23 protein-coding genes, 1 tRNA gene and 1 other annotated feature are annotated in these 20,116 nt (G+C 33.1%); of the genes, 19 read left to right on the forward strand and 5 right to left on the reverse strand.

All coding sequences use genetic code 11. From position 1 onward, the window contains the following. From RBQ61_RS06325 to RBQ61_RS06350, 6 genes are all read left to right on the forward strand, one after another. Nucleotides 1–1,368: an aldehyde dehydrogenase family protein gene (locus RBQ61_RS06325; RefSeq protein WP_308139647.1), complete on the forward strand. Its 1,368-nt coding sequence runs from the start codon at nucleotides 1–3 to the stop codon at nucleotides 1,366–1,368. 137 nt (nucleotides 1,369–1,505) lie between these two features. Next, nucleotides 1,506–2,351, forward strand: coding sequence for an AraC family transcriptional regulator (locus RBQ61_RS06330; RefSeq protein ID WP_308139648.1), 846 nt, complete (start codon nucleotides 1,506–1,508; stop codon nucleotides 2,349–2,351). 2 nt (nucleotides 2,352–2,353) lie between these two features. Then, the gene (locus tag RBQ61_RS06335) at nucleotides 2,354–3,250 is read left to right on the forward strand and encodes a bifunctional enoyl-CoA hydratase/phosphate acetyltransferase (protein ID WP_308139649.1); all 897 of its coding nucleotides are present in this window, start codon (nucleotides 2,354–2,356) and stop codon (nucleotides 3,248–3,250) included. Between the two features lie 28 nt (nucleotides 3,251–3,278). Next, nucleotides 3,279–4,349 (forward strand): butyrate kinase, encoded by a 1,071-nt coding sequence (gene buk / locus RBQ61_RS06340; protein ID WP_308139650.1) that lies wholly within the window; start codon nucleotides 3,279–3,281, stop codon nucleotides 4,347–4,349. Nucleotides 4,350–4,526: 177 nt separating this feature from the next. Further along, complete coding sequence (locus RBQ61_RS06345) at nucleotides 4,527–5,435, forward strand: LysR family transcriptional regulator (RefSeq protein WP_308139651.1); 909 nt, start codon at nucleotides 4,527–4,529, stop codon at nucleotides 5,433–5,435. Nucleotides 5,436–5,522: 87 nt separating this feature from the next. Beyond that, complete coding sequence (locus RBQ61_RS06350; RefSeq protein WP_308139652.1) at nucleotides 5,523–5,903, forward strand: hypothetical protein; 381 nt, start codon at nucleotides 5,523–5,525, stop codon at nucleotides 5,901–5,903. 26 nt (nucleotides 5,904–5,929) lie between these two features. Here the strand turns inward: RBQ61_RS06350 and RBQ61_RS06355 are convergent, their stop codons facing one another. Continuing rightward, a complete protein-coding gene (locus RBQ61_RS06355; RefSeq protein WP_308139653.1) occupies nucleotides 5,930–6,757 on the reverse strand; it encodes a PHP domain-containing protein in 828 nt (275 codons plus the stop codon). A gap of 197 nt (nucleotides 6,758–6,954) precedes the next feature. Here RBQ61_RS06355 and RBQ61_RS06360 point away from each other — a divergent pair, with 197 nt between their 5' ends. Further along, complete coding sequence (locus RBQ61_RS06360) at nucleotides 6,955–7,176, forward strand: hypothetical protein (protein WP_308139654.1); 222 nt, start codon at nucleotides 6,955–6,957, stop codon at nucleotides 7,174–7,176. A gap of 72 nt (nucleotides 7,177–7,248) precedes the next feature. Further along, nucleotides 7,249–7,478: a binding site (T-box leader), on the forward strand. Nucleotides 7,479–7,556: 78 nt separating this feature from the next. Beyond that, nucleotides 7,557–9,506, forward strand: coding sequence for a methionine--tRNA ligase (metG, locus tag RBQ61_RS06365; protein ID WP_308139655.1), 1,950 nt, complete (start codon nucleotides 7,557–7,559; stop codon nucleotides 9,504–9,506). 52 nt (nucleotides 9,507–9,558) lie between these two features. Here metG and RBQ61_RS06370 read toward each other — a convergent pair whose 3' ends face one another. From RBQ61_RS06370 to RBQ61_RS06380, 3 genes are all read right to left on the reverse strand, one after another. Next, nucleotides 9,559–9,942 carry a desulfoferrodoxin gene (locus RBQ61_RS06370; protein ID WP_308139656.1) on the reverse strand — a complete coding sequence of 128 codons (384 nt, stop codon included), beginning with the start codon at nucleotides 9,940–9,942 and terminating at the stop codon, nucleotides 9,559–9,561. Nucleotides 9,943–10,040: 98 nt separating this feature from the next. Beyond that, a complete protein-coding gene (locus RBQ61_RS06375) occupies nucleotides 10,041–10,472 on the reverse strand; it encodes a threonine/serine exporter family protein (protein WP_308139657.1) in 432 nt (143 codons plus the stop codon). Nucleotides 10,473–10,481: 9 nt separating this feature from the next. After that, nucleotides 10,482–11,261, reverse strand: coding sequence for a threonine/serine exporter family protein (locus RBQ61_RS06380; RefSeq protein ID WP_308139658.1), 780 nt, complete (start codon nucleotides 11,259–11,261; stop codon nucleotides 10,482–10,484). 124 nt (nucleotides 11,262–11,385) lie between these two features. Between RBQ61_RS06380 and RBQ61_RS06385 the strand changes: the two genes are divergently transcribed. From RBQ61_RS06385 to RBQ61_RS06425, 9 genes are all read left to right on the forward strand, one after another. Continuing rightward, nucleotides 11,386–11,916 (forward strand): class IV adenylate cyclase, encoded by a 531-nt coding sequence (locus RBQ61_RS06385; RefSeq protein ID WP_308139659.1) that lies wholly within the window; start codon nucleotides 11,386–11,388, stop codon nucleotides 11,914–11,916. Between the two features lie 88 nt (nucleotides 11,917–12,004). Beyond that, nucleotides 12,005–12,586: an ECF transporter S component gene (locus RBQ61_RS06390; RefSeq protein WP_308139660.1), complete on the forward strand. Its 582-nt coding sequence runs from the start codon at nucleotides 12,005–12,007 to the stop codon at nucleotides 12,584–12,586. 10 nt (nucleotides 12,587–12,596) lie between these two features. Next, nucleotides 12,597–13,367, forward strand: coding sequence for a type III pantothenate kinase (locus tag RBQ61_RS06395; RefSeq protein ID WP_308139661.1), 771 nt, complete (start codon nucleotides 12,597–12,599; stop codon nucleotides 13,365–13,367). A 668-nt stretch (nucleotides 13,368–14,035) separates the two neighbouring features. After that, a complete protein-coding gene (locus RBQ61_RS06400; RefSeq protein ID WP_308139662.1) occupies nucleotides 14,036–14,365 on the forward strand; it encodes a hypothetical protein in 330 nt (109 codons plus the stop codon). Between the two features lie 399 nt (nucleotides 14,366–14,764). Further along, the gene (locus RBQ61_RS06405; RefSeq protein ID WP_213926717.1) at nucleotides 14,765–15,376 is read left to right on the forward strand and encodes a class I SAM-dependent methyltransferase; all 612 of its coding nucleotides are present in this window, start codon (nucleotides 14,765–14,767) and stop codon (nucleotides 15,374–15,376) included. 126 nt (nucleotides 15,377–15,502) lie between these two features. Next, nucleotides 15,503–15,769 (forward strand): hypothetical protein, encoded by a 267-nt coding sequence (locus tag RBQ61_RS06410; RefSeq protein WP_308139663.1) that lies wholly within the window; start codon nucleotides 15,503–15,505, stop codon nucleotides 15,767–15,769. A 266-nt stretch (nucleotides 15,770–16,035) separates the two neighbouring features. Continuing rightward, nucleotides 16,036–16,623 carry a hypothetical protein gene (locus tag RBQ61_RS06415; protein ID WP_308139664.1) on the forward strand — a complete coding sequence of 196 codons (588 nt, stop codon included), beginning with the start codon at nucleotides 16,036–16,038 and terminating at the stop codon, nucleotides 16,621–16,623. Nucleotides 16,624–17,003: 380 nt separating this feature from the next. Then, nucleotides 17,004–17,090 (forward strand): putative holin-like toxin, encoded by an 87-nt coding sequence (locus RBQ61_RS06420; protein ID WP_308140094.1) that lies wholly within the window; start codon nucleotides 17,004–17,006, stop codon nucleotides 17,088–17,090. Between the two features lie 215 nt (nucleotides 17,091–17,305). Next, nucleotides 17,306–17,815, forward strand: a complete 510-nt coding sequence (locus RBQ61_RS06425; protein WP_308139665.1) for a copper amine oxidase N-terminal domain-containing protein — start codon at nucleotides 17,306–17,308, stop codon at nucleotides 17,813–17,815. Between the two features lie 41 nt (nucleotides 17,816–17,856). On the opposite strand, the gene RBQ61_RS06430 is transcribed toward RBQ61_RS06425, so the two are convergent. Next, nucleotides 17,857–17,930 (reverse strand) — tRNA-Ala (locus tag RBQ61_RS06430). Nucleotides 17,931–18,202: 272 nt separating this feature from the next. Between RBQ61_RS06430 and RBQ61_RS06435 the strand changes: the two genes are divergently transcribed. Continuing rightward, nucleotides 18,203–18,919, forward strand: coding sequence for a sigma factor (locus tag RBQ61_RS06435; RefSeq protein WP_308139666.1), 717 nt, complete (start codon nucleotides 18,203–18,205; stop codon nucleotides 18,917–18,919). Next, entirely contained in the window at nucleotides 18,916–20,022 is a 1,107-nt protein-coding gene (locus RBQ61_RS06440; RefSeq protein WP_308139667.1) for a hypothetical protein, read from the forward strand. The genes RBQ61_RS06435 and RBQ61_RS06440 overlap by 4 nt, the downstream gene beginning before the upstream one ends. Nucleotides 20,023–20,116 lie beyond the last annotated feature (94 nt).

The raw sequence follows: 20,116 nt of genomic DNA on the forward strand, positions 1-20,116 counted from the left end.
ATGAACTATAACGACGAAATAAAAAACATGGTTGAAAAATCCAAAATAGCATTGCAACAACTTGAAGATTGTACTCAAGCTCAAGCTGATAATATGTGTAGAGTAATTGCTAAAGCTGTAGCAGGTGAAGCTCGTAAGCTTGCTGAAATGGCTGTAAAAGAAACTGGTATGGGCAATGTGGAGGACAAAGTTTTAAAAAACTCTAATATTGGAGATGGCATTTGGACAACAATGAAAAACCAAAAGTCGGTAGGCATCATTAGAGAAGATGAAGAACTTGGGTTGACATATGTAGCAAAGCCAAAGGGAGTCATAGGTTGTGTAACTCCTACAACAAATCCATCATTGACTTCACTTGGCAACGCTATGCTAGCTCTTAAAGGAAGAAATACGGTTATTATTGCTCCACATCCTAGAGCGAAAAACGTTACCGAATATACAGTTGATCTTATGAATAAGGCGCTTAAGAGTATTGGAGCACCTGAAAATGTTATTCAGATTATAACAGAGCCTTCTATTGAAAAAACTAAAGAACTTATGAGCACTGTGGATGTTGTTGTTGCAACAGGAGGAATGGCAATGGTTAAATCTGCTTATTCCAGCGGAAAGCCGGCATTTGGCGTAGGGCAAGGTAATGTTCAGGTTATTGTAGGCGATGATTGTAATGATTATGATAAGGTTGCACGCGACATAATTATGAGCAGAAGCTTTGATAATGGTATAATATGCGCAGGAGATCAGTGTGCTATAGTTCATAAGGACTGCGAACAATTGCTTGTAGATGCGCTTGTGAGAAACGGAGCTTATTATAGCGATAAATCTGATGTTATAGAAAAATTCAAATCGGTTATATTTGAAGATGGACATACAGCAAAAGAAGCAGTTGGCAAACCGATACTTGAAGTGGCTGAAAAGGCTGGTGTAAAGATTCCTGAAGAAACTAGAATTGTGGTACTGAAAGCTTTCAGACACGGAGCTGAAGAACCATTGTGTTCTGAAAAAATGTGTCCTGTGCTTACATTACTGACATATGATGACTTTGAGGAAGCTGTTGAAATTGCAAGAACAAATTTGCTGTTCCAAGGAGCCGGTCATACTGCCGTACTTCATTCAAACAATAAGGAATATATTGAATATGCCAGCTTGAGAATTCCTGTGTGCAGGCTTCTTGTCAATGTTCCCGGAATTGCTTCGACTGGTATAGGTATGATGGCAAACATTAAACCTACACCAAGTATAGGATGTGGTTCGTGGGGCAACAACAGCATTTCTGAAAACCTTACATACGAGCACCTTATTAATGTTTCGGTCATTGCTTTACCATCAAAAAATAAAGCTCAGACTTCCGAAGAAATTTGGGCTGATTAGTTTAAAAAATAAAATTGCGGTATTTTACTCGGTTTCATGCCCTTAAAATGACAATAATTAATTCAGCTGCATTTGTAATAGCATAAATTGATTCAAAATGTTATAGTTTATAGAATATTGATATGGAGGATTAATTCATGATAGTTGCAGATATGAAAAAGATTATGGCAACAGCTCCGTCACAGATCCAACCATGGGTGAAAGCAGAAGCAATAGATTACATAGAATCATGTCAAGAACTAAATCCAATATCTATTAAATCGAATGCTTTGTTTAGTCAATTTACAACAGGAAAGGGAGAAAGCGCAAATCTTGAACTCATAGCAGATGCTTCAACAAATTTCGTATTTGAGTGTATTCCATCAGAGCCAAAGGCATATTTCTATGGAACAAGTTTATTACGCCAAACGATCCCCTTGAAACCTAATACTACATATTTTATTGTCAAGCCATACTCACTTTTTGGTGTAAAAGGCTGGAAAATGCCGCCGACAGAATGTCGCGATCAGCATACACTTCTGAATAATTTGTTGGAAACAAATGATATTGAATATAAAATAATTCAGGCATCAACTTTTCAAAACAGAATAGATCTGTTTAAGGAGCATTATATTGATAATTGGTTGGACGTTGATTATTCAGTTTGTTTTGAAGAGTATCTAGCCATAATTCTGTATATGAATCATCTTACAATTACAATGGATGAGATTGCAGAGCTTTCAGGCTACAGCAAACGTTATTGCAGAAAAAGATTTACATCGGAATATGGTATTTCACCACAGAAATATATAAAAATATTTCGATTTCAAAACACTTTGCGTATGCTGCTTGACAGAAGATTTAAACGCAGCCTTATTCAAATATCAAATGAGAATGGGTATTTTGATGAGGCTCACTTTATCAAAGATTTTAAGGCGTACATGGGATTAAGCCCTGATAGCTTTAAAAACAAGTATGCAAGCTTGGTTGAAAAGGAGAATTAATCATGTATGTAAAAAATTTTGCACATCTTATGGAACTTTCAAGGGAAAAAAAATCAAAAAAAATAGCAGTAGTTGCCGCAGATGATAATGAGGTCCTGGAGGTAGTTGCTAAAGCTGAAGAGAATGGACTTGCTGAATTCATATTAATAGGCGATAAAGCAAAGATAGAAAAATTAATTTCTTCAAGCGATTTGAAGTTGAAATCAGAAATTATAGATGAAAGCGATCATAAAAAAGCCGCTGATTTAGCAGTAGATTTGGTGGTTAAAGGTAAAGCCGGATCTTTAATGAAAGGGATGCTTCATTCATCGGTATTTTTAAAAGCTATACTAAATAAAGAAAAGGGCTTAAATACCGGCAGGCATATAACTCAGATTTCTATTTTGGAAAAGAAAAATAAAGATGGATTAATGTTTATTACTGATTGTGCTATTACAGTTAATCCTGATTTATTAGGCAAAAAAGAAGTTCTTGAAAATGCAGTGGATTTAGCTCATAAACTGGGTAATGAAAAGCCTAAGGTTGCTGTATTGGCATCACTTGAAGTAGTAAATCCTGGTATGCAGGATACTATAGATGCGGCAGTATTAAGCAAGATGGCTGAAAGAGGACAAATTAAAGGATGCGTAGTTGACGGCCCGTTTGCTTTTGATAATGCAGTATCATTGGAGGCAGCAAAAGCGAAAGGGATTTCAGGCCCTGTTGCCGGAAATGCGGATATAATTGTTGTACCCAATCTTACGGTTGGAAACGCATTGACTAAATCAATTACATATGTTGCCAGAAAGACAGTTGTTGCAGCAACAGTTGGTGCAGCTGTTCCAATTGTATTTACTTCAAGAACAGAATCTACTGAAGGGAAACTTCTTTCAATAGCATTAGCATCTTATATATCATAAAAATATAATGTATTAATGAGGTGGCAATTTGTATAAGATATTAGTAATAAACTTGGGTTCTACCTCTACAAAGGTAGCATACTATGAAGATGATACTTGTGTTGTAAAGTCCAATATAGAACATCCTTCTTCGGAAATAAAGGAATTTTTAAATTTTTGGGAGCAAGATGAATATCGTACAGACATAATAGAAAATTTTATGAAAGAAAATAATATAGACAGAAATTCTTTGGATGTAGTCGTTAGCCGAGGAGGTCATACAAAACCTTTAGAAGGTGGAGTGTATAAAGTAGATGAGGAAATGCTGCGGCAGCAGGCAAGCGGTAAATGGGGACAGCATCCATGTGACTTGGGTAGCAAAATAGCATACCAGATGAGCCAGAGTTGTAAAGCTACTCCTTTAATAGTTGACCCTCCAATAACAGACGAATTTGAACCTGTTGCAAGATTATCAGGACATCCTTTAATAGAGAGAAGAAGCAGCTTCCATGCTTTGAGCCATAAGGCTACTGCAAAAAGATATGCAAGGGAATATGACCTGAAATATGAAAATTTAAATTTAATAGTGGTTCATTTAGGAGGAGGAATTTCTGTTGCTCCTCATAAAAATGGACGTATGATTGATGGAGATAATGGACTAGAAGGGGATGGGCCATTTTCAACAAATCGTACAGGTGCATTGCCGGTTGGAGACTTAGTAAGATTATGTTTCTCCGGAAAATATACTTATAATGAAGTAATAAAAATGCTTAACGGCAAAGGTGGCTTGATGGCCTATTTAGGTACAGCTGATTGCAGAGAAGTAGAAGAAAGAGCTGTGACTGATGAAAAAGCAAGGTTATGTTTAGATGCTATGATATATCAAGTATGTAAACAAATAGGTTCAATGGCTGCAGTTCTCCAAGGTAAAGTAGACGCTATTTTAGTAACAGGTGGTATTGCTCACTCTAAAACGATAGTACAAAAAATTAAAGATAGTGTAGGATTTATTGCGCCTATAGTTGTCTATCCAGGAGAAAACGAAATGGAGTCATTGGCGAGAGGAGCTTTAGAAGCCCTTCGAGGAGAAAGTAAAGCGAGTTATATATCCCATAAATAGTTAACATAAATAATTTAAGAAGTACTAAAGGCATATTATACTAAAAAGTAGGAATAAATCCTGCTTTTTTGATGTTAAATATCGATTCATGTAAAATACAATAAAGTTTGGATTCAAATTTTAGTGATTCATGGTATAATTATGGCTAATAATTGTTATAAGAGAAAGGATGTTTGTATGGATACAAAAGATTTAAACAGTTTTTTGCAAGTGTGTCGTGACGGAAGCATAACAAAAGCTGCTAAGTCCTTGTACATAACGCCTCAGGGATTAAGTAAAATTATTATTAATCTTGAGCAGGAACTGAATATACCTCTTTTTTACAGAGCTGCAAACGGTTTAACTTTGACAGAGCATGGAGAAATATTAGCAGAAAGAGCTAAGCATATTATCTCGGAGTTAGAAGAAATGGAGAATTATTATACAAATTATATTAATATATCTGGACAATTAAGTCTGGCATCTGCTTATGGAGTTATTGCAGCTTTTTCACCTAAATTTCTTTTTGAATTTAAGAAAAGGTTTCCTAATATCAATCTAAAATGGTGGGAGTATTCAGATTTTAAGGCTGAAAGAGCAATTTTGGATGGGGATGCCGATTGCGGGCTGATAAAAGGTCCCATAAATAATGAAGAACTTGACAGCGAACTTATAGCTTCATACAAACCTATGGTTTTAGTTCCGAATGAGCACAAATTATCATCTAAAAACAAACTTAGTATAAATGATTTGAGAGATGAAAAAATTATACTTGAAAGCCGCGAATTTAAGATATATCATAATTTTAAAAAGGTATGCAAACAAGCGGGTTTTTCTCCTGTTATAGTTTTTGAAACTACTGAGCTGAGTCTTGCTCATAAATTATGCCAGCAGGGGCTCGGATTAGCAATAACAGTTGATTTTGCTGTTGAGGATATGCCATTGACTGGTTTTAAAGCAATACCATTTAAGAAAGACGGGCCCGTATGGGAAGTTTATTTTGTTACTAAAAAACATATAAGTAAAACTCATACGGTCAAATGTTTTGAAAGCTATATAAAGGAATATGTTAAAAATGATATAAGTAACAGTATTTTAGGTAAGTAAGTACATGACAAGATGTGGAACACTGCGGATAAGGTAATATTTTTTGCGGTTTTTTGTGTGAAAATTCATTATTGTGAGGTTATAAATATGCTTGAAAGCTGTAAATTAAGAGCAGGAGCTGGTAAATGCGTTGTTGAGGCAATGGTAGTAAAGTGTGGAAGGGATATAAATGTTGCAATCGGAGGAGGAGAAAAATATCATTTGGGTGCCGCTGCTGTTGCAGTACCCAGATTCGATTACAAGAAAGAAGTGAAAAGAACAGCATCGACAAGCGTCATATGTGTTCAGGGACACAGAGAGGATGAATTAACATATAAGGCGGCAAAATATTTGGCAACTGCACTTGACTGTACTGTTGTTGCGGCAATGGGAATTCATATTGACAATATTACAGAGCAGGAATATTGCCAGGTGATAGATAATGTAAATAAGGTACTTGACAATATTGTAAAAAAGTTGCAAGAATAAAAAACAAACCGGAGGATGGCATTTTTTTAACATCCTCCGAAAATAAAATCAGTTAAATTTATTCCATAATCTCCTATTTCAACATTCCATGTTGTTAGCTCTTCACCGTGCCAGTCTGTGCCGCCTGTTTTGATTAATTGATGGGCATCGGCAAACTTTTCATATCTTTCTACCAGTTCTTTATTGTGGTAAGGATAATATACCTCAACACCGCCAAGACCGTGGGGCAAAAGTATTTCCATTTCTCCCATATCTGCATTACCGATTCGTGCCGGATGAGCAAATACGGCAGTTCCTCCAGCCTGTCTGATGACTTCCACTGCTTCGGTGGGGTGAACAGGATAATTTTCTCTGAAATGTCCATGAAAATGCATTATTTTTTTTTCTAAAAATTCAGGCCAGTCCTTTAGAGTATAAGGGGCGCCATCAGCTATCATGGCTTTTAATATGTCTGACAAGGCTATGGATTGTTTGTATGAGGCATACTTTATCACCTTGTTAATATCAAAATCCAAAATGTGGTTTTTATAAAGCCAGTTATAATGCTCTGTAAATGTTTTGCCGAAGTAGTTTGAAATAGTGCCTAGAAGCTCCTGAAGCTGATTGTTATCAGTGTCTATATTATAGCCGAGTATATGGATTATGTGGTCGTTTGATACAGTGGATATTTCAACTCCCGGAACAACCCTTATATTTTCTTTTGAGGCTTTTTCTTGAATTTCCTTTACTCCGTAGGTAGTATCATGATCTGTTAATGAAATAGCAGGAATATTTTTTTGTTTTACGATTTTAATTATGTCATCTATAGTATCGGTTCCGTCGGAAAAAACGGAATGAATGTGTAAATCAATCATCGCATGCTCCCAAATTATATTACTTTATTATATCATTTTTTAATACTTTTTGCTAATTATTTATATGTCGAAAAGAGTATGCTCATATATAAACTTTTTTAATCATATTTTAATTTTATACTAATATATCTTGAAGCTTTCGCGCGTAATATATAAAATATAATATATAATATGATTTAATAAATGGGAGATGTGCAATGGAAATATTAATAGGATTAGTTGTGTTTTTTATATTTATATTTGCAGCAGTAAATATAGGAGTTATATTATTTAAAATTCTGTTTACGATTATAGGCGCTTTTGTAGGACTTGTAGTAATTATTGCTTTAATTCCACTTGGAATAGGATTATTGATAATTCCGGCTATAATTATAGGTATAATTGTGGCAATAGTTAAGTGTATACAATTTATATTTTAGTTAAAAAATATTGACAAAAGTTTGAGATTTATGTATAGTCTTACATAAGATAAACAATAATAAATAAAATAACCAGAAGCGATGAAAAGAAGAGTAGTTTTATAATCATGACATAGAGAACCGGGTATGGTGTGAGCCGGAGATTGGTTATAAAATGAATATGGCCTTGGAGCTTTGTGCCTGAGCTGATGCTAGGGCATAACGTGAGTACACGTTACAGTACACGGGTTTTTTGACCTGTTGAGGCACATATTGCGAGATATGTGCGAAAAAGAGTGGTAACGCGTAACTTCGCCTCTTTGCCTTTTGGCAAAGAGGCTTTCTCTTTTTATTCGGAGGCGCAATGAATTGCAAAAATGAAATATTAATGGGAGGAAAATATGAACAAGGGTAAATATTACTTAACGACTGCAATTGCGTATACATCAGGCAAACCTCATATTGGAAATACATATGAGATTGTACTTGCTGACAGTATCGTAAGATTTAAACGACTGAATGGATACGACGTATATTTTCAAACCGGAACAGATGAGCACGGCGAAAAAATACAAATTAAAGCGAAGGAAGCAAATAAGACTCCTCAGGAGTTTGTCGATGAGATAGCGGCTGAGATTAAGCGCATATGGGATTTGATGAATACAACATATGATAAATTTATACGTACCACAGATCCGATGCATGTTAGAAAAATTCAGGACATATTTAAGAAACTTTACGACCAAGGAGATATATATAAAGGATACTACGAAGGATGGTACTGTACTCCGGATGAAGCTTTCTTTACTGAATCACAGCTGGTTGACGGAAAATGTCCTGACTGCGGAAGAGAAGTACATATGGCAAGAGAAGAAGCATATTTCTTTAAGATGAGCAAGTACGCAGACAGACTCATGAAACATATAGAAGAGCATCCTAAATTTATTCAGCCCGAATCACGAAAAAATGAAATGGTAAACAACTTTTTAAAACCCGGATTACAGGATTTGTGTGTTTCAAGAACATCATTTGACTGGGGAATTCCTGTGACATTTGACGAGGGGCACGTAGTTTATGTATGGATTGATGCGTTGAGCAACTATATTACATTCCTTGGGTATGAAGCCGACGGAAACCATAGTGACTTGTATAAAAAATACTGGCCTGCTGATGTTCATTTGATAGGAAAAGATATTTTAAGGTTCCATACAATTTACTGGCCTATATTATTGATGGCATTGGGAGAAGAACTTCCTAAGCAGGTGTTTGGCCATCCTTGGCTTTTAGTCGGAGAAGGTAAAATGAGCAAATCAAGGGGAAATGTTATTTATGCCGATGATTTGGTAGATTTGTTCGGCGTAGATGCTGTAAGATACTTTGTGCTTCATGAAATGCCATTTGCTAATGACGGAACACTGACATATGAATTATTAATAGAAAGAATCAATTCAGATTTAGCAAATATTTTAGGTAATCTTGTTAATAGAACTATTACAATGACTAACAAGTATTTTGACGGTGAGATTCTGCCGCAATCGGAAAGCGAGCCGATTGATAATGATCTGATCAATCTTGCGCTGGAAACTCCGGCCAAAGTTGAAAAGAAAATGGATGAGCTCAAGGTATCAGATGCAATAGATGAAGTATTTACTTTGCTGAGAAGAAGCAATAAATACATTGATGAAACTCAGCCTTGGATTCTTGGAAAAGATGAGAACAAAAAAGCTAGACTCGGAACTGTTTTATACAACCTTCTTGAGTCCATCAGAATATCTGCTGTGCTTTTGGAGCCTTTTTTGCCTGAAACTGCTCAAAAAATATTTACTCAGCTTAATACAGACAAAAAGGATTGGGAGTCACTTCAGAAATTTAACGGTATGGTTCCAGGCGAAAAGGTGGGAACACCGGAAATATTATTTGCAAGGATAGATGCTGCTAAAAAAATGGAAGAAATTAATAAAATGAATGAAAAGAAAACTGGTGTAGCCGAAAAAGTACAGCCTGAAAAGAAAGAAGAAAGCGAAGAAGAACTAATAACAATTGATGATTTTGACAAGCTTGATTTGAGAGTGGCAGAAATAATCAAAGCAGAAAAGCATCCGAATGCTGATAAGCTTCTGGTATTTCAAGTGAAGGTAGGAGATGAAACCAGACAGGTCGTATCGGGAATAGCGAAGTATTATAAGCCTGAGGATTTAGTAGGTAAAAAGGTAATATTAGTTTATAACTTAAAACCTGTAAATCTAAGAGGTGTTGAATCAAGAGGAATGCTTATGGCAGCAGAAAAAGGTAAGAAACTAACTATGCTTTCTACGCTTGAGGACATCGAAAGCGGGGCAACTGTATCTTAGGATTAGGGAAATAATATGAGAGCTGTACATGTACAGCTCTCTAATAATATTGTTAAATTTCTTTTTTCCATAAACCATGAAGATTGCAATGCTCATAAGCGGCAACTGCTTTGTCTCCGTCATTCAGTGTGAAGACAGCTTTTGGTTCATCTCCTGGGTTAAGACATTTTCTCTGAACGCCTTCCTTAGTTTCAAGGTAAATCCATTGAATCCAATGTTCTTCAGCCATAGGGTGAGTTACACTTCCAACCTTAACTGTCACTTTATTACCTTCAACTTCCACAACCGGTACATGCTTTTCAGTAGCAGCATCTACTGTGTTAGGAGTCAATTCTTTCATATCACTTCCGCAACATACAAGAGTTCCTCCACCTTCATTTAATAAACTTACTAAATTTCCGCAAGTTTCACATAAAAAGAATTTTACTTTGCACATAATACCCTCCTATAAATTATATCTAAATTTTAATTATTGTATCAACCAACGATTATTATATACCCAATAATATTTGATTAAAACATATATTAATTTTATCAGCCAACTTTTTTTACTTTAACTTTTACTGCGATTAAACTTACAAGAGCCATTGCTACTGCCATGCATCCAATATTGAGGATGGTGCTTACACCTGTTTCAAGAGCAAGAAATATGTCATCCTGAACAAATGCAAGTATAGTTTCATAAAGCCCAAGCCCAGGTACGATAGGAATTACTCCAGGAAAAATAAATATAGTTGCAGGCATCTTAAGCTTTCTGGCAAAAACTTCCCCAAATGTAGCAACAAAAACAGTTCCCAGGAAAAAAGCTAAAAAAGCGCTTCCTTTTAAAATAAAATATTCATAAATAATGTATCCCAGCGAAGCCGTCAATGAAGAATAAATAAGAGTTTTTTTTGGAGCATTCATTAAAACTGCAAAAAAAAGTGTGGCTGCAAAACAATAAAACATTTCTGCTATAACATACATAATACCCTCCTATATTCCTAAGAACCCCACGGAATAAGCCGTGTAAATAACAGCACCGGCTCCGGCAGCCAATGAAGATGCAACAAGCATGGCTTCAGCAGCTCGTGCTATACCTGAAATCAAATCGCCTCTAATTGTATCTCTAATTGCATTGGTCATTGCAAGACCGGGAAGCAGCGGCATTATTCCGCCGACAATAATGTAATTATAATTTCCTATTCCCGAAAGCGTAGTAACTGTAATGGCAGTGAAAGCTAATACAGCTCCTGACATAATATTTGAGAAAAACTGATACGACTGAAGTTCTTCAAATCCTTTCGATATGGCGGAAATCAAAATTCCGGTTAAAAACGCAACCATAAACTCGAATGCACCGCCTCCGAAAAGCACCGTAAAAAAAGCGGAAGAAACTCCGGTATACAATAGCGGATATTTATATTGATCGACGCGGTTGCTGCTAATATTTTCTAATTCTTTCAGTGCATCGTTCAATGAAATGGAATATGAAGCTATTTGTCTGGATATATTGTTTACATCATTAATTTTTTGGAGGTTTATAGTTCTTTTTCTTATTCTTTTTACAATTGTATAGTGATCATCTCCGTTTATGGATACAGTTAGGTAAAATCCAGTGGGAGTTGCAATAGCGTCAATTTCTTTTACTTTAAATGCTTTGCATATAAACTTGATGGTTTCTTCTGCTCTGTAAGTTTCTCCTCCGTTTTCAAGTGTTATTTGAGCGGAGAGTTTGATTACCTTTAACAGAACATTTGCGTTTACTTTCAACATATCACCTCCACATATGACTAATTATAGCACACGGTTTTTATTATATTAACATTTTTTTATGATTATTATGTAAATATATTTATTCTGTGATATAATGTCTAAAATGCAATCTTGGAGGAAAAACATGAAAGAAAGGGAAGTTAAAGTTCTTAATATAGATAAAGATGAGATTGAAAAAAAGCTCATTAATGTGGGAGCGAAACTCATAAAGGATGAGAATCAGGTTAACTATAGATTTGAGACTGGTGACGGCTTTCTTAAAAAAACATACAACGGATATTTAAGAATCAGGATAACAGAGAATTTATTGAACGGAGAGAAAAAACACACCTTGACATTTAAGAGAAGCTTAAATAGAACTACATTGAGAGTAAATGAAGAAATTGAGACTGAGATATCTGACTGGGAAAGTACGGCAGAGATATTGAAGCTTTTAGGGTATAAACAAAAAAAACCGGGATATAAGCACAGAAGATCCTATGAATATGACAATATTATATTTGAAATAGATACATGGGACGAGAAAACATATTCAAAACCGTATCTGGAAATAGAAATGTCTTCTGAGGAGGATCTGGAAAAAGCCATTACACTTTTGGACTTGGATAGAAGCCAGGTTACTACTAAACCTATTGATGAACTTAGCAAGGAATAAAATTATTTGAATTTATAAAAAAGTGTGGTAAAATATCATAAAAAAAGTCTTGTATCTGCTTGCAGAACGAGAACAGGAGGAAATTTAAATGAATAGGAAATTTGAAACAAGCAAACTCACTTTTTTAGGAGTTATGCTGGCACTTACTATTGTCTTTGTTGCTTTGACGGCAATTCCCACAACTTCTGCATCAATGGCACTTTTGCTTTTTTTGCCGACAATAATAACAAGTGTTATACTCGGGCCTAAATCAGGAGCCGTTATGGGTGCACTTGCAGGTTTTGCAACACTTATTAGAGCTTTGACTGCACCGGCATCACCGCTGGACTATCTTTTTTTAAACCCACTGGTTGCTGTTTTGCCAAGAATATTTATAGGTGTTATCCCATACTATATTTTTAAATTGTTTAATAAAATAATCAAAAATGAAACGGTGTCTTTACTTGCTGCAGGAGTGTCAGGAGCGCTTACGAATACGGGACTCGTTATTTTTATGCTTTATGTTGTTTACAGTGATGAGATAGTTAGGTTAAGTACAGAGTTTGGAATTGGAACCACATTTGCGGCATTTGCCATTTTTTTAGTAACTACAAGTGCTTTGATAGAAAGTACCGCCGCAGGAGTTGGAACAGCAGCGGTAGTTAAGGTATATAATAAAATCAACAGATAAGGAGAAGTTCATGATATTAGCGGTCGATATAGGAAATACAAATATAGTTGTTGGTGTTTACGACGGGGATAAAATCGTCGGAAACTGGAGAATGGTAACCAGAAGTGAAAAAACTTCAGATGAATATGGTATATTTATATTGAATCTATTAGATCACAACAACATCGATAATAAAAAAATAAAGAGTGCTATAGTTTCGTCAGTTGTTCCCAATGTAATGCATTCTTTTGAAAATGCGTTAAGAAAATATTTTGGCATTGATCCTATAATAGTGGGCCCGGGAATTAAAACAGGAATAACAATATCTACTGATAATCCTCGAGAAGTAGGTGCAGACAGAATTGTTGGTCTTGTTGCGGCATATCATATGTACGGCGGGCCATTACTTGTAATTGATTTTGGAACTGCAACAACATACGATGTTGTCAGTGAAAAAGGTGAATTCAAATACGGAATAACATCTCCGGGAATACAAATAACCGCAGATGCTCTGTGGCAAAAAACAGCTCAGCTTCCCAGTGTTGAAATAAAAAAACCTGATTCAATACTCGCCAAAAATACTGTTACAAGTATTCAGGCAGGGTTAGTGTACGGATATATTGGACAAGTTGAGTACATTATCAAAAAAATAAAAGAAGAAATGAATACCCAGTGCATGAAAGTAATTGCTACAGGAGGCCTGGGAAGAATAATATATGATGAAACAGACACGATAGATGTATATGACTCTCAGCTTTTGTTCAAGGGACTTAAAATAATACACGATAAAAATCAAAGATAAAGATTGCAATAATAGCCTGTCATTGTTAAAGGACAGGCTATTATTTTCTTGTTTTTTCTACAGTAATTTTAAAATCCATTGTAAAATTATTCCACAAATGATATTATGTATATAATTGTAAAAACAAATGGGGGGATTTAAAATTGTTTGTATACTATTTATCGTATTTAGTAGTATTATTCATATTTTATAAAGTCGCAATATTTGTATCTAATTATCTCATGAAAAAAAGCCCTAAAACGGCTATATATGCACATTTAACATTGTTTTATATAATAGGTATTCCGTTCTTTATTTTTTTATTTTGGAATAATCTAGAGCCGATTATATTTTATAACTTATTTTATTTATATGGTCTTTGTAGTTTAAAAAACTTTGTTTATTTATATAAATATTTGAATACAAAGATTAAATATTCTACTTTTGTTTCAATTGTTATAATTTATTTACCTATATTTTTTATAACCTTAAGCCAAATAAATAACTTAAGTAAATTTATTATAATTGTTGAAGGCATAATTATAGTATTATTATCTATCATGCATCTATTTATTAGCATTAAATTATCAAAAAAATAAGTTAAGGACTTAATAAGTTCTTGATTCAGAATGTAGACAAAGTCGTAAGATTAGAATAGAATATTTCTAAGGGCAGTGTGTTTTGCTATTATGAAAATATTGAAAGTTATGCGGATAATATTTTTAATAAAACTTAAGGGAGAAAACTATCTTATTAATGCAGGACAAAATGCTATATGTGATAGGCTTTCTTTTTTTATGAGCGAAATAAATGCCTGCATCCTTTTAGAGAAGGTAAATGGCCGTTCACAAAGAGTATTTATGTCATACTTGGCAAAAGTCGCAGGATATGAGCTTAGCTTTGATAAAGTCACACGTGATGAATATTACGAATATCATAAATATATAGAAGCAAAAAAAGATGAAGAATTAAGTAAGTTAAATATCCTAATAAATAAATACACAGATGAAATAGAGTGAGTTTAAAACTTCATAAGAAGATTTTAAACTCTATTTTTGTTCAGAAATAATAAATTTTACAAATGGTTATGAGTTGAATCTTCCAGAAGAAAATGAAAAAGAAATTTCAAGGCTGATTGAAAAAATAACAGGAGAGAAAGATAAACATAAGACAAAAAAAGACTAAATATTATAAAAATTATAATAAAAAATTAATGTTTGTATTAACCCTTAATTACAAGGAGATTTTATTATATGAAATACATTTTTTAATTATAAAAGAACTACAATTTGTATATATATTATATCACAATAATTAACTTTATTACAGTCTTTAAATTTATGTATTATTGCTATATTGTTATATAAAAGTTAGTAGTAAGTAGAAAAAAATATTTTAAATAGCCAAGGAGGATTCTTATGATATTTGTATTTAGACAGACACAGTTGTATAAGTTTTTAAAATATTGCAACGAGGTTAATTTAGAGAAAATTGTATTAGATTGCGGAGCCGGAGGAAACTGTCCACCACTTGCCCTTTTTTTAGAATGTGGATATAAGACATATGGAATTGAAATAAGCAATTCACAAATTGAAAAGGCTAACACTTTTTCTAAAGAACATAATGTTGAACTTAATATTTCTAAAGGAGATATGAGGGAGCTTGCTTTTGAAGATAATTCAATTAGTTATATCTATTCCTATAATACTATTTTTCATATGAAAAAAAGAGATATTGCAAAGGCTATAGAAGAAATAAAAAGAGTCTTAAAACCAGGAGGAATTTGTTTTGTGAATTTTCTTTCCGTAAATGATTGTAATTATGGCCAAGGTGAAAAAGTGGGAGAAGGAGAATTTTTACAGAGCGAAGGTGACGAGAAAATTATTCATACTTATTATGATATTGAAGAGGCCGAAACACACTTTAAAGATATGAGAATATTATTTAAAGAAAACAGGATTTTAGAGAGAATATATGAAGGCGAAAAAATAAAACAGGGATATATAGATTATATAGTTCAAAAAATTTGAGATAGAAATATAAATATTGTATTGAAAGCATTAATAAAAACTTATTGGTTTGTCTATTTTAGACAAACCAATTTTTATATTCAGTTATCCTAGATATTGTCTAAAAAAGTTAAAGGTGGAAAGGTAATGAAATACAAAGAAATTGAAAACTATGTGTACGAAGAAATAATAAACAAAGAAGGAACAAAGGAGTTAAGAGAAATACATACTCAGAATCTTATAAACTGTTCTGCAGGCAATTTATCAGCAAAACAATATGTAAAAACATTAATTAAAAATATCTTAGGAGATATAAAAGTAGGACAGGAAAGATTAGAAGAACTCACTAATCAAATATATTCTAACAAATGGGGACTTGGAATACTTGAAAAATATGATTTGCCGGATGATTGAATCAATTTATATTTGTTATAATTGTGACTTAAAATAATAGAAAGGAAAATATTGTATTTATGTCTATAATGTAATAGAATAATGCAGGGTGATTAAAATCGACTTATCTAATTGGATTAATAGCAGATCTTGTAAAAGGGCATTACAAAAAAGATGTAAGTTACAATATAAAGAAATATATGAATGTAAATACCTTTGTTTTCAATTATGAGTATAATGTTGCTAAATGAAAGAAGGACTTTTCTAACTATACTTTAATCGTTTTGATGGCATATATAGGAGCAAGCCTTCTTCTATTAAATAAAGTTTTAGTGCCGATATTTGAGGGTGATAAATATTTTAGAATCTGGATAATGGTGTTGCTTGTGCTACTTATTTTAATTATGGTAATAATAAGTAAAAAATTGTTTAGGTATTTTCTTGGTGATTTGGGAGATTTAAATAATGTAGATATGACAAAAAAAGAAGCATTAAAAAAGCATAAAGATCTATTAGCAATATTAACATACTACATTATATCATATACATTAATTGCCATTAGCATAGTAACTGCAAAAACAATTTTTTTAATTATACCAATACTAATGTTTTTTTTAATGATTCCGGTTAACGAAATCTATGAAAAGAGGTTTCAAAAAATACAACGTTCAGTAAAAGAATATTATAAAGATTTGATAATTTGCAACATGCTAAAAAAAAATGCAAGACAAATAATTTATTTAATTGTTTTTGCTTGTGGGGTGAGATTAATTTACTTATCGTTTTATGCAAAAGATAACTGGATAAATATTTTTAGTGGTGTTGGAACGGGGCTACTAACTTCTTTAGTAGTGAGTGTAATTATAAATGCCTAAAATAACGCTCGTGAGAAAAGAAAAAAGGACGAAGAAAAACGATTTGTGCTAAACGATATAATTGAGATTAGCATAGATATTTATATAGATGTGATTTACAGAATTAATGAGTTTATAACATTAACTGATGTATATGATAAAACTATCACAATAATGTTAAAACAGACAGTTTGATGCTATCTGTTTTTTTGATTGTAAATATAACTTGCTCACTGAAAGAAAAAGGCTCTAAAACATTGCAAAATCAATAAAAATCTAAACTTAAAACTTGCAAAAATGTTGAAAATATGGTAAAATATATGTGAATAGGTAGTAGCAGGGTATGGCTGACTCATCCTAACGAAAGGAGGTAAGAGTCCTTCGAAAGGTGGTGATGCCTGATGTTATCGGTGTATGAGACATTAACGCTAATGATTGCATTTGCAACATTAGTTGCGATAATCATTAAAGATAGCAGAAAAAAGTAAATACCCTGCTGGCACAGAGTATTTACTAACGACTTTTAACTTATTTTATTAAAGGTCAGCCAACTTAGTTAGCTACCTATTCATATCTTATGTATATTATAACTCATTTATACTTAAAAATCAATAGTAAATGCAAATATGAGTTACATTTAAGGCACAAAGTAACTTATAAAACATTTTAATATAAAAATGCAGATAAATTAGAAGGACAGTGAATGAAAAAAATAATTACAGTATTTATAACAATGTTATTAATATTTTCTTTTTCTGTATGCTATGCTGCTGAAATTCCTTCAGATATAATTACTGTTAAAATTAACAATGAAGATATAGTATTTTCACAAGATCCTATATCTGAAAATGGTAGAATTTTAGTTCCTATGAGAACAATATTTGAGAGTCTGGGGCTAAAGGTTAGTTGGAATGAATATTCTCAGAACATTACTGCATCAAACGGTGATATAGTCATAACTTTAAAAATTGGAGATAATATTGCAAATGTTAGAGATATAAACGGAAATAATACAGTTATACTGGACAATCCTTCAAAATTAATAAACAATTCAACTTTTGTTCCTATCAGATTTATCAGTGATAGCGAGATAGAAGTCAAGAAAATGATTATTGCGCATCTTATTGATCGGATAACAGTATCTACAGATTATATAATAGATGTTGAATTCAATATTAGTGTAGAACAATTTATAAATTACAAAATACAATAAAAAAGGTTCATAACAAAGTTACAAACCTTCATTTATAATGATGGAGATAAGGGGGCTCGAACCCCTGACCTCTTGAATGCCATTCAAGCGCTCATCCCAACTGAGCTATATCCCCAAATACGGGAAACCATAATTTTATGTTACCATAAATAAATTTTTAGTGTAAACCCTTCATTCGTGCTCCCAGCTGAGCTACGCCCCCATATAATTCTAATAGACAATAAATTTATTATAATACACAAAAAATACTTTATCAATACTTTAATATCAAAATATTTATTTTTTTGCTATGGTACAAACACAGGTGAGTTATTTGGAAAAATAACTTTATTGTAATAAAAAATTTAAGGTGATATAATATAACGTACTTTATAAAGGGGTGAACATGTGAGCGAATTAGATGTATTGGCAGTGAATGCTAAAAATGATGAAAATTCAATGAACATACTTATATCCAAATATGAAAATTTCATATTGAAATGTGCATCCTCGTCAGCTCGCAGCTATATTTCAAAAAGTGATGATGAGTGGTCAATCGCTTTGGCAGCATTTACAGAGGCAGTTAGGAGCTATTCCTGTGAAAAAGGAAGCTTTTTGAATTTCTCTGAGTTAGTCATCAGAAGGAGGATTATAGATTACATACGAAGCAAGTCAAGATATGCTCCTGAAATTTTGGTCAAGCCTTCATTATTTGAATCGGAAGTTGAGGATGATACAGACTATACACTTCAATCGGAAATAGCCGAAAAAGTTTCGTCATCATCTGATAATTCTTTAAAGCTGGAAATATATCTTATTAATGAAATATTTTCTGACTATGGTTTTTCATTCATGGATTTGTCTGAATGTTCGCCGAAAGCATATAAAACAAAAAGGTCATGTGCAAAAGCGGTAGCATTTATGTTAAAGAATCCTATTTTAACAAGTGAAATGAAAGTAAAGAAGCAGTTACCGCTAATTTTAATTGAAAGAAACACAAAAGTACCCCGCAAATTGCTGGAACGTCATCGAAAATATATAGTAGCAGCAGTGGAGATAATGACGGGGGATTATCCTCATTTGGCAGGATATATGCGATTTATTCGTGAGGAGTTGGAAAAATGAAGGCAGTAATAGTAGAAATTCGAGATAAATTTGCAGCAGCTCTAGGTGAGGATGGCAGAGTTATAAAAATTAAAAACAAAAATTATTCCATAGGGCAGGAGATAGGATTAAGCAACCGCAGCAAGTACATGAAAATTGCTGCTTCAGCGGCTGCAGCTCTTATATTGTTTGTAACTCCTGCATGGGCATATTTTACTCCTTATTCATATGTAAGTTTGGATATTAATCCCTCATTTGAATTTTCCATAAACAGGTTTGACCTTGTACTTGATGTTAAAGCTCTTAATAACGACGGAGAAAAAGTTGTTGAAAGCATGGAAGTGGGAACTCTTAAAAACAAAGAAATAAAAGAAGCTGTAAAAAGTGTGTTATCAGAGCTTAAGGATCAGGGTTATATTATTGACGGAAAAGAGGGCGGTGTGGTGGTTGCTGCATCAAGTAAAAGCAGCGAAAAAATTAATGAGCTTGCCGCTTCTTTAAAGACAGCGGTAGAAGAAGAAGTTTCCGTCAAAACAGAAGAAAAAGAAATTACTGTAGAAGAAAAACAGAAAGATATAGATAAGGCGGAAAAAGGAGATTTAAGCGAAGGCCCTGATGAAAAAAAAGAAACTGAAGTTAAACAGCAGGAGCTAGAAGAACCTACAGCAAAATCTGAGGAATTAAATGAAAGCAAAGAAAACGAGGCTGAAAAAGAATCCTTATACAGTGAAGACAAAGATAAACTGAAAGGCCCTCGTAATGAAAAGGAAAAGAATGATAAAAAGCAGAAAAACAGTAATAACTATGAAAAATTTGAAGTGGAAATAATTGAAGTTAGTCTTGATGAGGTAGACAATGCCAAGATCATGGGAATTACTCCGGGCAAGTGGAGTTTAATAGAAAAACTTCAGGAGAGTTCAAAGAGTGATTTTGATGAAAAAGAGATAGAAAAATGGCTTGAAAAATCTGTAAGTGATATTATGAAGGAAATAGATAAAAACAATAAAGAGTATAATAAAGAAGAAAGAAAAGAATATAAGGAAAAAAAGAGTAACGTCAAAGAAACTGATAAAGAACTTGATGACGAAAAAAGAGACGGAAAGAATTCTAACAAAAGAAAGTAATTGATGGGGAATTTTGAAAGTGTTGACAAATTTTTTAGGGTATAGTAAGATATGAAAACAGGTATTACCTGTGGGATGGTAATTCCCACAGGTA

It is taken from the genome of Sedimentibacter sp. MB35-C1 (assembly GCF_030913635.1).
Classification (GTDB): Bacteria; Bacillota; Clostridia; order Tissierellales; family Sedimentibacteraceae; genus Sedimentibacter.